At 63.7% G+C, this 13,146-nt stretch carries 10 protein-coding genes; 5 read left to right on the top strand and 5 right to left on the bottom strand.

All coding sequences use genetic code 11. The features are described from left to right. The first annotated feature begins 92 nt into the window (after window positions 1-92). The 3 genes from GPL81_RS13390 to GPL81_RS13400 are packed head-to-tail and all read left to right on the top strand — an operon-like array spanning window position 93 to window position 3,448. The gene (locus tag GPL81_RS13390; protein WP_160107093.1) at window positions 93-1,289 is read left to right on the top strand and encodes an amidohydrolase family protein; all 1,197 of its coding nucleotides are present in this window, start codon (window positions 93-95) and stop codon (window positions 1,287-1,289) included. Next, a complete protein-coding gene (locus GPL81_RS13395) occupies window positions 1,286-2,773 on the top strand; it encodes an amidohydrolase family protein (protein WP_160107094.1) in 1,488 nt (495 codons plus the stop codon). Before GPL81_RS13390 ends, GPL81_RS13395 begins: the two co-directional genes overlap by 4 nt. Window positions 2,774-2,785: 12 nt before the next feature. Then, a complete protein-coding gene (locus GPL81_RS13400; protein ID WP_160107095.1) occupies window positions 2,786-3,448 on the top strand; it encodes a flavin reductase family protein in 663 nt (220 codons plus the stop codon). Window positions 3,449-3,579: 131 nt separating this feature from the next. On the opposite strand, the gene GPL81_RS13405 is transcribed toward GPL81_RS13400, so the two are convergent. The 5 genes from GPL81_RS13405 to GPL81_RS13425 all read right to left on the bottom strand — a co-directional run bounded on the left by GPL81_RS13405 (window position 3,580) and on the right by GPL81_RS13425 (window position 10,376). Continuing rightward, complete coding sequence (locus tag GPL81_RS13405) at window positions 3,580-6,678, bottom strand: error-prone DNA polymerase (protein WP_218585646.1); 3,099 nt, start codon at window positions 6,676-6,678, stop codon at window positions 3,580-3,582. After that, window positions 6,654-8,069, bottom strand: coding sequence for a Y-family DNA polymerase (locus GPL81_RS13410; protein WP_160107097.1), 1,416 nt, complete (start codon window positions 8,067-8,069; stop codon window positions 6,654-6,656). Before GPL81_RS13410 ends, GPL81_RS13405 begins: the two co-directional genes overlap by 25 nt. 7 nt (window positions 8,070-8,076) lie before the next feature. Beyond that, the gene (imuA, locus tag GPL81_RS13415) at window positions 8,077-8,694 is read right to left on the bottom strand and encodes a translesion DNA synthesis-associated protein ImuA (protein ID WP_121105274.1); all 618 of its coding nucleotides are present in this window, start codon (window positions 8,692-8,694) and stop codon (window positions 8,077-8,079) included. Further along, on the bottom strand, window positions 8,694-9,311 hold the full coding sequence (gene lexA, locus GPL81_RS13420; RefSeq protein WP_096512007.1) for a transcriptional repressor LexA: 618 nt from the start codon (window positions 9,309-9,311) through the stop codon (window positions 8,694-8,696). The genes imuA and lexA overlap by 1 nt, the downstream gene beginning before the upstream one ends. 150 nt (window positions 9,312-9,461) lie before the next feature. Continuing rightward, entirely contained in the window at window positions 9,462-10,376 is a 915-nt protein-coding gene (locus GPL81_RS13425; protein ID WP_160107098.1) for a LysR family transcriptional regulator, read from the bottom strand. Between the two features lie 103 nt (window positions 10,377-10,479). Here GPL81_RS13425 and GPL81_RS13430 point away from each other — a divergent pair, with 103 nt between their 5' ends. Then, a complete protein-coding gene (locus tag GPL81_RS13430; RefSeq protein ID WP_160107099.1) occupies window positions 10,480-12,222 on the top strand; it encodes an amidohydrolase in 1,743 nt (580 codons plus the stop codon). A gap of 138 nt (window positions 12,223-12,360) precedes the next feature. Then, a complete protein-coding gene (locus GPL81_RS13435; RefSeq protein WP_160107100.1) occupies window positions 12,361-13,098 on the top strand; it encodes a TorF family putative porin in 738 nt (245 codons plus the stop codon). Window positions 13,099-13,146 lie beyond the last annotated feature (48 nt).

Here is a 13,146-nt window from a genome sequence, read left to right on the forward strand (position 1 = left end):
GCATTGCTCCTACAGGTATTGCGTAAAACCTGTGGGAGCAAAGCTTGCTCGCGAAGAGGCCCTCCCACACAACACAGAATTTGAGGTAAGCAATGACCCAACCCCGCTGGCTACGCAACGTGCGCCCCTACGGCGCCCCCGCCGAGGACCTGCTGATCGACAATGGCCGGTTCACCCAACGTCGCCCGGCTTCGACCACTGAACTGCTCGCCACCGACATCGACGGCCACAACCAACTGCTCACCGCTGCCCTGGTCGAAAGCCACGTGCACCTGGACAAAACCCTGTACGGCCAACCCTGGCGCCCGAACAGCGCCGGCCCGACGCTCAAGGACTACATTGCCAACGAGCGCCGTGTGCTGCGCGAAGTCGAAGCCCCCATCGCTCAACGCGCCGGCGCCCTCCTGGAAAACTGCATCGCCCGTGGCTCGCTGACCCTGCGCTGCCACGTCGACATCGATCCCGAATTCGGCCTGCGTCATGTCCAGGCCATGCAGCAACTGCGTGAAAAATACCGCGACCTGATCGACCTGCAACTGGTGGTCTTCCCGCAAACCGGCCTGATCAGCCGCCCCGGCACTGCCGAGCTGATGCGCGAAGCCATGGCCCTGGGCGTGGAAAACGTCGGTGGTCTCGACCCCTGCGGCATCGACAACGACCCCATCGCGCAATTGGACTTCGTATTCAACCTGGCCCGCGAGTTCGACCGTGGCGTCGACATTCATCTGCACGACAAGGGTGAACTGGGTCTCTGGCAGATCAAATTGATCGCCGACTACACCGAGCGCTTCGGGCTTCAAAATCGCGTCATGATCAGTCACGCGTATTGCCTGGGCATGCTGCCGTGGAGCCAGGTCAAACCCGTCGCCGAACGCCTGGCCGTATTGGGGATTTCGTTGATGAGTTCGGCGCCAGCCGATTGCGCGGTGCCGCCATTCCTCGCCTTGCGCGAAACCGGGGTGAATGTCTGCCTGGGTTCGGACGGCATTCGTGACGCGTGGTCACCGATGGGCAATGGCGACATGCTGGAGCGGGCGATGTTGCTGGCCTTCCGTTTCGACTTGAACAAGGACGAAGAACTGGCGGCGGCGTTCGATGCGGCGACCGTGAATGGTGCCCAGGCGCTGGGTATCGAAGGCTATGGCGTGGAGATCGGTCGGCCAGCGGACTTTTTGCTGATGCCGGTGCAGACCCTGGGTGAAGCCGTGGTGTCGCGACCGGTGCGTCAGGTGTATCGCGGCGGGCAATTGATTGCTTCGGGTGGCTGCTTGCTGGACAGTCGTTTGTGAAGCGCATCGGCTTGCGAGCCAGCTGCGTGGTCGGTTTCGACGGCACGCAGCATGTGCTGTGGCGCAATGGCGAAGTGGTCTTCGAAGGCTCGCGCATTGTCTTCGTCGGACGCGATTATCCGGGGCCGGTGGATCAATGGATCGACTACGGCAACGCGCTGATCGGCCCCGGCTTCATTGATCTCGATGCCCTGGGCGATCTCGACTCCACGGTGCTGACCCTGGACAACGGCGACGAGCGCGACATGGGCCGTATGTGGTCCGCCGAGTATCTGGCGCGCGGTCCACGGGAGAGTTACAGCCCGGACGAAGAGGTCTTCAAGTACCGCTACGCCTTCACTCAGTTGATCCGTAACGGCATCACCACCGCCATGCCGATCACCTCGATGTATTACCGCGAGTGGGCGGAAAACTACGATGAATTTGCCGCGGTGGCCGGCGCCGCCGCCGAGCTGGGACTGCGCACCTACCTCGGCCCCTGCTACATGAGCGGCATGAGTTACTGGCAGGCCGACGGCACGCTGGCCCACCACTGGGACGAAGCCCGGGGCCTGGCCGGACTCGATGCGGCCGAGCGTTTTTTCCGGGATTTCGACGGCGCCAACGGCGGCCTGATTCGCGGTGCGCTGCTGCCGGATCGCATCCAGACTTGTACACCCGCATTGTTGCAACGTACGGCAGCGCTGAGCCGCGAGCTGAATGCACCGATGCGTTTGCACTGTTGCCAAGGGCTCGGCGAAGTGGCGATGGTCGAACACCTGCGCGGCGCCTCACCGTTGGGCTGGTTGCAGCAACTCGACCTGCTGACCCCGCGCAGCCTGTTGCCCCACGGCATTTACACCCACGGCGACGATGACTTGCAACGGGTGGTGGACGGCGGCGCCAGCCTGGTGCATTGCCCGGTGGTGTTTGCCCGGGATGGCGAGGCGCTGGTCTCGTTCGGTCGTTATCAGGCCAAGGGCATCAACTTCGCCCTGGGCACCGACACCTGGCCGGCGGATTTACTGGACAACATGCGCCAGGGCCTGAACGTCGCGCGATTGATGGAAGGCGGTAACTCGCTGACCAGTACGCTCGATCTGTACAACGCCGCCACCCTCGGCGGCGCCAAGGCCCTGGGCCGCGATGACCTTGGGCGTCTGGCGCCGGGGGCCAAGGCCGACATCACCGTGTTCAACCTGCGTGGCCTGCACCTGGGGCCGCTGTTCGATCCGCTGAAAAACCTGGTGCTGGCCGGTCGCGGTGACGATTGCATCGCCAGTTGGATCGACGGTCGCTGTGTGATGCAAGACGGTCAGGTCAAGGGCATCGACTACCCCGCCCTGCAACGCCAGGCCCAACGACAATTCGAAAAACTGATGCGCAGTCACAGCGATCGGGCCTTCGGTCAACCGGACTGGAAAAGCCTGTTCCGACCGGCCATTCCGTTCGCCGACGACTACAGCGCACAGGCGCCATTGTGCGCCAGTGATCCCCTTCTTTAGAGAACGCTGCCTATGCAAAGCTTCGACTTCAGCCAACTGAGCCCACGGGACAAATACAAGATTCTGATCGGCAGCGTGATGCCACGCCCGATTGCACTTGTCACCACCGTCGACGGTGAAGGTCGCGTCAACGCCGCGCCGTTCAGCTTCTTCAATGCGCTGTCGGCCGACCCGCCGATCCTGGCGCTGGGCGTGGAAAACTATGGCGACCAGAGCCCGAAAGACACCACGCGCAATATCCAGCTCAACCAGGAATTCACCGTCAACATCGTCAGCGATGCCCTGGTGGAGGCCATGAACGTCTGCGCCGTGCCCTTTGCGCCCGGTATCGATGAACTGACCGCCGCCGGCCTCACCGCCATCCCCGGCACCACGGTCAAATGCCCGCGCATCGGCGAAGCCCCGGTGGCGCTGGAATGCCGACGGATGATGGCGCTGTCCATCGGCCAGTCGCGGGAGATCATTTTTGGCGAAGTGCTGATGGCCCATGTGCGGGACGAATTGATCGATCCGAACACCCTGTACATCGATCAATTGGGGCTTGATGCCATCGGCCGCATGGGTGGCCATGGTTATGCGCGTACACGGGATTATTTCGACTTGCCAACCCGCTCGTTGCAGGCCTGGACGGAGGCGCCGGGCGGTGGGGAGCGGTTTTGGCCCATCGCCAAATAACCTGCTGCGCATAGACCTGTAGGAGCGAGCTCTGCTCGCGATGGACGACAGGGCGCCGCGGGGTGTCAGGCTGCCAGCGTCATCGTTGACCTCCATCGCGAGCAGAGCTCGCTCCTACAGAAGATGGGGGTTCAGTGGAAATCCCGGCTGCGCACGGTGATGCCGTCGAGCAGTGGACTGAGGTCACTCAAGCGTCCGGCGATCAGGTGCCGCACCTCGCCCTCTTTTTCCCAGCGCCCGTCGACCCTGAGCAACTGCGAGCCGACCAGCACCTTGCGTTGCCGGTCGGCCAGGTCGCGCCAGACCACGACGTTGACGTTGCCGAACTCGTCTTCCAGGGTGACGAAGGTCACGCCGCTGGCGGTGCCTGGCCGTTGTCGACCGGTCACCAGTCCGGCAACGCTCACCGGTCGCCCATGCTCGACCTCCAGCAGTTCCTTCGAACTGCGGCAACGCCGGGCTTTCAATTCAGCGCGTAGCAAGGCCAGCGGATGGGGTCCGAGGGTGGTGCCGACACTGGCGTAATCGGCGCGCAGGTCTTCGCCGACCGTGGGTCTGGGTAGCGCCACCGGGCCCTCCTCCTGACGGGGCAAACCGGCAAACAGCCCGAGCTGTTTCTCCACCCCCGCCACTTCCCAGCGCGCCCGATGGCGGTCACCCGCCAAGCCTCGCAACGCACCGGCATCGGCCAGTTGCTCCTGGGCACGGGCGTCCAGTTGCGCCCGTTCGCCAAGGTCGGCGATGTCGGCAAAGGCGCCTCTGGATCGCGCCGTTTCGATACGTCGGGCATCGTCCTCGCGAAAGCCCTTGATCATTCGCAAGCCCATGCGAATCGCCGGTTGGGCGCCGGTGATCGGTTCCAGGCTGCAATCCCAGTCGCTGGCCCGCACGTCCACCGGGCGAATCTGCAAATGATGGCGCCGTGCGTCCTGCAGAATCTGGTCCGGACTGTAGAAACCCATGGGCCAACTGTTGATCAGCGCACAGGCGAACGCCGCCGGCTCATGGCATTTCAGCCAGCAACTGGCGTAGGTCAGCAAGGCGAAACTGGCGGCGTGGGACTCGGGAAAACCGTAGCTGCCAAAGCCCTTGATCTGTTCGAAGATCTGCGCGGCGAATTCGGCGCTGTAGCCGTTTTTTTTCATACCCGCGGCCAGTCGGTCCTTGTGCGGTTCGAGCCCGCCGTGACGTTTCCAGGCCGCCATCGAGCGGCGCAACTGATCGGCCTCGCCGGGGCTGTAGTCAGCGGCGACGATGGCGATCTGCATCACCTGTTCCTGGAACAGCGGTACGCCAAGGGTTCTTTCCAGTACCACCTTGAGCTCTGGCGACGGATAGCTCTCTGGCTCCTCCTTGTTTCGCCGTCGCAGGTACGGATGCACCATGCCGCCCTGAATCGGCCCCGGACGAACGATGGCCACCTCGATCACCAGGTCATAGAACTTGCGTGGCTTGAGCCTGGGCAGCATCGACATCTGCGCCCGTGACTCGATCTGGAACACGCCGATGGTGTCGGCGCGGCCAATCATGTCGTAGGTTTGCGAGTCTTCGGAGGGGATCGTCGCCAGGCTCAAATCCAGATCGCGATGACGGCGCAACAGATCGAAGCAACGGCGAATGGCACTGAGCATGCCCAACGCGAGGATATCGACCTTGAGCAAGCCGACCGCGTCCAGATCGTCCTTGTCCCATTGAATGATGGTGCGCTCGGCCATGGCGGCGTTTTCCACCGGCACCAGCGTGTCCAGCGGGTGCTCGGAAATCACGAAGCCACCGGGGTGCTGGGACAAGTGCCGGGGGAAGCCGATCAGTTGCCCGGTGAGGCTCAGTACGCGTCGCAGCACCGGGCTCTCGGGGTCGAAACCACCCTCCAGCAAGCGCTCCACGGGTGGGGTTTCATCGCTCCAGTGACCGCAGCAATCGGCCAGGGCATTGATCTGATCCGGCGGCAACCCCAGCGCCTTGGCCACATCACGCACCGCGCCAGCGGCATGATACGTACTGACCACGGCGGTCAGCGCCGCGCGTGCCCGGCCATAGCGCTGGAACACGTACTGCAAGACTTCTTCGCGGCGCTCGTGCTCAAAGTCCACATCGATATCCGGCGGTTCGTCGCGTTCCCTGGACAGAAAACGCTCGAACAACATGTTCATCCGGTCCGGATCGATCTCGGTGATGCCCAAGGCGAAGCACACCGCCGAATTGGCCGCCGAGCCCCGGCCCTGACAGAGGATTTTCTCGCGCCTGGCGAATGCCACGACGTCCTGAACGGTCAGGAAATAGCTTTCATACCCCAGCTCGGCGATCAGCCCCAGTTCCTTGTCGATCAGCCCGCGCACCTTCTCGCTCGCACCGGCGGGCCATCGCTGGCGAATGCCACGCTCGGTCAACTCGCGCAGCCAGGAGCTGGCCGTGTGCCCCTCAGGCACCAGCTCCCGCGGATACTGATAACGCAACTGGCCGAGGTCGAACGTGCAGCGCCGGGCGATGGCCAGCGTTTCGTCGAGCAAGGCGGGTGGATAAAGCTCACGCAGGATCTCGAGACTGCGCAGGTGCCGTTCGCCGTTGGGGTGCAGGCGCAACCCGGCATCGGCCACCGGCAGGTGATGACGGATCGCGGTCATGGTGTCCTGCAAGGCGCGGCGACCGCGAGCGTGCATGTGCACATCGCCGCTGGCCACGGCGGGGATGCCCAGTTCCCTGGCCAGGGTCAGCAGATCGTTCAGGCGCCGGCTGTCGTCCTGACCACGATGCAGCTGCACCGCCAGCCACAGGCGTTCGGCGAACACCTGTTTCAGCCAGCGGCCCTGCCCGACGTCATCCACCGCGTCCGGCCCCCACAACGCCAGCAGCCCCGGCAAGGGTTCGCTGAAGTCATCGCGCAGGATCTGATACTGGCCTTTCTGCGTGCGGCGACGGGCCCGGGTGATCAGTCGGCACAGGCTCTGATACCCCTCGAGATTCTCCACCAGCAGCACCAGTTTCGGGCCGTTCTCGATGCGCATTTCGCTGCCGATGATCAGCGGCAGCTCGACGGACTTCGCCGCTTGCCAGGCACGAACGATCCCGGCCAGGGTGCATTCGTCAGTGATCGCCAGCGCCTGGTAGCCCTGTTTTTTTGCCCGTTGAAACAGTTCAAGGGCACTGGAGGCACCGCGCTGGAAACTGAAATTCGACAGGCAGTGCAGTTCGGCGTATCCGACGCTCATGCGAACCAACCCTGCAACCACAACGGGCCGTTTTCGCCAACCGCGCGCCAGGCCCAGCCTTGTTGGCCGGCTCGGGTTTCGATCAGGTAATAATCGCGGCGCACGTCGTCGCCGTCCCACCAACCGGATTCGATGCGCTCCGGTCCCATGAGGATGCATGTCGAGCCTTCATGCACCGCCAGCGGTTCGGTCAGCAGCCAGCCCGGTCGTTTCACGGTAGGCAATCCCGTACAGGGCTGACTGTCGGCACTGGCCTGCCATGCGCACTCGGGGCGGTGATCGGCCTGAAAGCGCAGGCCATGCACGGCCTCGTCCCCCAGCCGTGCGCGCAGACGTTCGCGCAGTTGCTCCCAGGGCAAGGACTGCTGCGGGCGGTCGTCGAACAGCTCCTGACACTGGGGCACGAAGGCCGGCAAGTCTTCGGCGCGCAGGCGAAACCCGCGCACCGGTGCCTCGACCTGAACCTGTTCCAGCCGCCCCCGGGCCAGCTCAAAGAGCATCGCCGGATCGCGCTCGGCACTGAGCAGGCCGACCTTGATCAGCGTGTCCGGCAACCCTGCATGCTCCAGGTGCAGGTCGAAGCGCTGCACACCGCTGTCCCGGCCACACAGGAACGCCGAGAGATCACCGGTCAAGCGGCGCAATGGAAACAGCAGGGCCTGATGGGATTGCACATCGAAGTTGAGTTCGATGCGCACATCGAAACGATCCGGCGGCAGATAGAACGCCAGCGCCAGCCGCCGCAACCCGAACAAGTCGTCCAGATGCTTGAGCACCCGGGCCTCGAAACGCCGGGCCAGACTCTGCCGGGGCAACGCCTGCACCTGGCTCAAGGTGCGCAGCCCCATGCGCGACAACGCCGTGGCAACGCCGGGTTCCAGGCCGATACGGTCCACGGGCAATTGTCCGAGGTAATGCTGCAAGGCGTGATCGTCGGGCACCACCAGACCGTCATAGGCATTGGCCAGCATCCGCGCCGCCACCGGGTTGGGCGCGGCGACAATGCGGTGACGAAAGCCCAGCTCGCCGAGTTCGCTGCGCAAGCGCGCCTCCAATTGCGGCCAGGCGCCGAACAGGCCCAGGCTGGACTCGATTTCAAACACCAGCGCCCGCGGGTAATGCACGCTGACCTGGGCACTGAAGCGGTAGGCCCAGGCGGCCAGAAACTGCTGCCAGTGTTCGATCTCGGCGACGTCGTACTCGGCCGTGGCAAAGCCTTTGCTCAAGGCCTGGGCGGCGCTCATGGACTGGCCGGGACGCAGCCCCAGCGCTCGCGCCGGCCCGTTGACCGCCTGCAACACCCGACGCTGGGCCGGACCGGTCAGCAGCGCCAGTGGCTCGTCAGGATCGGCGCGCTGACGCAGTACCGCGTCCAGCGCCAATTGCGGGAACAGAATACAGACCCAGCGCATGGCAACCTCAATGCCCCACGCAGAAGGCAATCGGCGCCGAGCGGGCCAGCCCGCCCCGGCATTTGAGCACGCGCAATTGCGCAGGCCTGGCGTCGATGGCGATGCGCAGGGCGGCTGGCGACGGATTGATCGCTTCACTGAGCGAACGGTAGGCGAACGCCAGGGTCTGGCCGGTTTCCGCCGCCACCTGCAAGCGGCGCAAGGCGCGGTCGTCGGCCTTGTGCGGCCAGCACAGCACCGCGCCGCAACTGCCCGAACGCAGGCATTGTTCCGCCGCCCACAACGCATCGCGCTCGCTGGCCTGGATGATCGACAGCTGGCGTAGATCGACCCCGGCGCTCTGCCAGGCCTGGGGATACGGCACATAGGGCGGTGCCACCAGCACGATACGCTCGCCCGCCGCCGACAGCCGTGCCAGCGTCGGCCACACCAGTTGCAACTCGCCCACGCCCTGCCCGGCCAAGAGAATTTCGCTCAGTGCCGCTTCGGGCCAGCCCCCCGTGGGCAGCGCCGCATCCAGCGCGGCATGCCCGGTGGGTTGCGGACTGGCGGCCGGTGGCGCAGGCCGGCCCTTCCAGACCTGGCCGCCATTGAACAGCGTCTCCAGCGCAACGACGGCACCCATCAGCCTTGCCTCACCAGACCACAGAACACCCCTTCGATGGCCAGGTCCCGGTCGGCTTCGACGATGATCGGCTGATAGGCCGGGTTGCGCGGCAGCAGGCGCACCGTGTCGCCGACCCGTTCGAAGCGCTTGATGGTGACTTCGCCGTCGAGCCGCGCCACGACGATCTGGCCATTGACCGCCTCAGGGCTGCGGTGCACGCCCACCAGATCGCCGTCGAGAATGCCGTCTTCGATCATCGAGTCGCCGCGAACCCGCAGCATGTAGTCCGGTGCCCGGGAGAAAATCGCCGGGTCGAGCAGCAATCGGCCATGGATTTCGGCATCGGCGCCGATTGGCGCACCGGCCGCCACCCGGCCGAGCACCGGGATATCCAGCAATTCTGGGCGCGGCGGCTGCCCGAGCAGGCGAATGCCCCGGGCCTGATGCGGGTTGACCTCGATGAAGCCGGCTTCGGTGAGCGCCAGCACATGCTTGCGCGCCACACTGCGCGAGGCAAAACCGAACGCCTCACTGATTTCAGCGAGGCTCGGGGACTGACCGTGCTCGGCGATACGCTCGCGGATAAAGGTCAGGATGGCGGTACGGCGGGGAGTTAATGTCGTCATGGAGTACATTTGTACTCTTCTGCGAATTTTCTTACAAGAACTGTCCGTCTGCTCGCACTGTGGCGCACACCGTTGTGGGAGCAAAGCTTGCTCGCGATGGCGGTGCGTCAGACACATCAATATTGATTGTGGAAACGCAATCGCGAGCAAGCTTTGCTCCTACAGGACGGGGGATGCCAGGAAATCGGTGATGTAGTCGATGAACGCCAGCACCTTGGCCGTGGCCCGCCGATGGCTGGGGTACACCGCCAGGATGTGCGGGCCGAAGCTGTCCGGGTCGATGTCGTAGTCGGCCATCACCCGCACCAGTCGTCCATCGGCCAGATACGGTGCGGCGCTCCATAGCGGCGTATGCAACAGACCGCGCCCGGCCAGGGCATTGGCCAACAACAAGTCGTAATTGTCGCTGCGCAGGCGCGGTGCCGAAGGCTGCGGAATGCTCAGGCGCTGGCCGTCGCGCTCGGCCCACCAGAATTCGCGGCTGAGCAACGGATGGCGATAGAGCAACCATTCATGCGCCTCGAGGGTCTGCGGGGTGACCGGCAACCCCTTGCGCGACAAATATTCCGGGCTGCCACACAACGCCAGGCGATTGCTGCCGACGACACGGGCAATCAGCCCCGGCAGGTCGTCATGGCCTTCGCGCAAGGCCAGGTCGTAGCCGCTTTCCAGCAGATTGACGAAGTCGTCGCACAGGTCCACCTGCAGATTGATTTGCGGGTATTGCTCCAGAAAACCGCCACACACCTGATCGAGAAAGGCCTGACCGTAGGCCAGCGGCGCGGTGATTTTCAGGCTGCCGCGCAGACCGTGTTGCAACTGTTCGATTTCCTCGCCGGCCTCGTCCAGTCGCTGCAACACCTGGCGCGCGGTTTCCAGATAGAGCCGCCCGGATTCCGTCAGCGCAATCCGCCGGGTGCTGCGCTCGAACAAGCGCGCGCCGAGTTCCGTCTCCAGGTGAGTGACCGCTTTGGTCAGGGCCGAAGGGGTCTTGCCCAACTGCTCGGCGGCGCGGCTGAAACTGCCCAGCTGCGCCGTGACCACGAACATTTTCAGTGCACCCAACTTGTCCATGCTTTTTCCATTCAGGCAAAAACGTTTTTCGCCAGCGAGGCGTTCTGCCCAGCGCAGCAAGCCACTAATCTGGCCATCAGACGCAATAACAAGGAAACATTCAATGAAAAGATTCATTCCGAATCTATTGATGGTCGCCATGAGTTTTGCCTCGTTGGAAGCCATGGCGGCCGCTGATCTGGTGGTATTCAACGGCAAGATCTTCACCGCCGACCGCAGCCAGCCCAGGGTTCAAGCCCTGGCTGTGCTGGACGGCAAAGTGCTGCAAGTGGGCAGCGATACGCAGATCAAGGCCCTGATCGAATCGGGAACCCAGGTCATCGACCTGGGCGGCAAGACCCTCATGCCCGGCCTGATCGACAGCCACTCCCACGCTATTTTCGGCGGCCTGGAGATGGTCTCGGCCAACATGGAAGACGAGGTGGTCGATCTCGACGAACTGGAAAAACGCCTGCGTGGCTGGCGTGACGATGGCAAGGCGAAGCACGGCGATGTGCTCAGCGTGGCGGGCATGAGCTCGGCGTACTGGGCGCAGTCCGAGGCACTGGGCAAGACATTCAACAGTGGCGAATGGGCCAGCGTGCCGGTCGTCTTTACCGGCAGCGACCACCACACGGCCTGGGCCAACGACGTGATGCTCAAGCGCGCCGGCGTCGATGCCGCGCTGATCAAGTCTTTGCCGGCCGCTGAAGACGGCACCATTGGCAAGCTGAAGGACGGCAGGCCCAATGGCTTTCTGGTGGACGCCGGCTGGGACCGGGTCGCCTCGAAAATGCCGGCACCGGGCGCCGCCGACCTGCTCAAGGCCGCGCAAACCGCGGTGCGTTACAACAACAGCCTCGGCATCACCGCGTGGATGGACCCCGCCGCCAACGCCGCGCCCGGCGAACCGGTGTTCGCGCTCAAGCCCACGGAGAAAACCGTCGGCGTGCTGCCGGTGTACAAAGCGTTGTCGCAAAGCGGCGGCATGACCGCCCACGTCGCCGCGCTGCTGGTGGCCAATCCGAAAAGCGTGCCGGCCGATCTCGACACCCTGGACAAGGTTCGCCAGCAATTTCAGGGCGTCCCCAACCTGACCTTGCCGGGCATCAAGATCTTCGCCGACGGTGTGATCGAGTACCCGGCGCAGAGTGCGGCGATGATCGACCCCTACAGCAACTCGCACAAACAGGGTGAACTGTTGATCGATCCAAAGCATTTCGGCGAACTGGTCAGCGCCATCGATCAACGGGGCTGGCTGGTGCACATTCATGCCATCGGTGACCGCGCCGTGCGCGAATCCCTGAACGGTATCGAACAGGCGCGCAAGGATCGCCAGAGCGGCGTCACCCACTCCATAACTCACTTGCAGATGGTCAACCCGAAAGAGTTCGCCCGGTTCAAGCCGCTCGATGTCATCGCCTCGATGCAACTGCTCTGGGCCAGCGCCGACGACTACACCACGGACATGATCAAGCCTTACGTCAGCGCCCTGGCGTTCCGCTACCAATACCCGGCGCACTCGCTGCTCAAACAGGGTGCAACCATCGCCGGGGCCAGCGATTGGCCGGTGTCCTCACCCAACCCGTTCAACGCCATGGCCCAGGCCATCACCCGTGACGGCCCGCTGGGCGTGCTCAACGCCGATGAACGCCTGGACCGCGAAACCATGTTCTACGCCTACACCCTCAATGCCGCCCGGACCATTGGCCTGGACCACCAGATCGGCTCGCTGAGCGTCGGCAAGCAAGCGGACTTCATCGTGCTCGACCGCGACGTGTTCAACGTCGACAACAAGGCCCTGCACGACACCCAAGTGCTGCAAACCTGGTTCGCCGGTCGCCAGGTTTACGCACCACCCCTCTAGCAGCACTGTTTTCCCTGTGGGAGCCAGCCTGCTGGCGATTGCGGCCTGACATTCAACGTTTATGCATCGCTATCGCTGGCAAGCCAGCTCCCACAGGTTTCCTCGCTCCCCAAAACAATCACAATAACGGGACTTCACATGAAAGCCTTGCCCCTGCTCGCCCTCACTTCCTTGAGTCTGCTGCCCCTGTGCAGCCAGGCCCTGACCTTGAACGATGATTTCTCGCTACTGCTGGACGTGACCCTGGCCAGCGACTACCGCACCCGCGGCATCTCGCAGACCCAGAACGACCCGGCCGTGCAGGCCGGTGCAACCCTCGCTCACAGCAGCGGCCTGTACCTGGGCGCCTGGAGCTCCAACGTCGATTTTGGCGGCGACCTGAAAACCCGCCAGGAAGTCGACTATTACGCCGGTTGGCTGTGGCAGGCCACTGACGATGTCAGCCTCGATGTCGGCTATCTCAAATACACTTACCCAAGAGAGAGCCAGTTCAATCAGAGCGAGGTCTACGGCATTCTCAGCCTCTACGGGGTGAAACTCGGGGCCTATTACTCCGACGATGCGCCGGGCATCGACAGTAAGCAGAACTCGCTCTACAGCTACGTCGGTTACGAGACCGAATTGCCCTACGACATTGGCCTGAAACTGCGTTACGGCATGATGGACTTCAAGGACCCGCACCTGTATTCGAGCTCGGGCAAGGCCGAAGACTCGTACCGTGAATGGGAGGTCAAGCTGACTCACGAACTGGCCGGTGTGGTGCTGGGGCTGAGTTATATCGACACGGATCTATCGAAAAGCCAGTGCGCCAGCAATTGGGGGTTTGACGATGTGTGCAGCGCCACCGTCGTGGCGAGTGTCAGCAAGTCCTTCTAACCACCCGCCCTTTGTAGGAGCGAGCCTGCTCGCGATGGATGTCCGGCT

The sequence above is a fragment of the Pseudomonas izuensis genome, assembly GCF_009861505.1.
Taxonomy (GTDB): Bacteria; Pseudomonadota; Gammaproteobacteria; order Pseudomonadales; family Pseudomonadaceae; genus Aquipseudomonas; species Aquipseudomonas izuensis.

Excerpts from the sequence above, each read along its gene's own strand:
- GPL81_RS13410 (WP_160107097.1), bottom strand. The coding sequence starts at position 8,069 with ATGCGCTGGGTCTGTATTCTGTTCCCGCAATTGGCGCTGGACGCGGTA.
- GPL81_RS13390 (WP_160107093.1), top strand. The coding sequence starts at position 93 with ATGACCCAACCCCGCTGGCTACGCAACGTGCGCCCCTACGGCGCCCCC.
- imuA (WP_121105274.1), bottom strand. The coding sequence starts at position 8,694 with ATGGGTGCCGTCGTTGCGCTGGAGACGCTGTTCAATGGCGGCCAGGTC.
- GPL81_RS13430 (WP_160107099.1), top strand. The coding sequence starts at position 10,480 with ATGAAAAGATTCATTCCGAATCTATTGATGGTCGCCATGAGTTTTGCC.
- GPL81_RS13400 (WP_160107095.1), top strand. The coding sequence starts at position 2,786 with ATGCAAAGCTTCGACTTCAGCCAACTGAGCCCACGGGACAAATACAAG.
- GPL81_RS13425 (WP_160107098.1), bottom strand. The coding sequence starts at position 10,376 with ATGGACAAGTTGGGTGCACTGAAAATGTTCGTGGTCACGGCGCAGCTG.
- GPL81_RS13435 (WP_160107100.1), top strand. The coding sequence starts at position 12,361 with ATGAAAGCCTTGCCCCTGCTCGCCCTCACTTCCTTGAGTCTGCTGCCC.
- lexA (WP_096512007.1), bottom strand. The coding sequence starts at position 9,311 with ATGTACTCCATGACGACATTAACTCCCCGCCGTACCGCCATCCTGACC.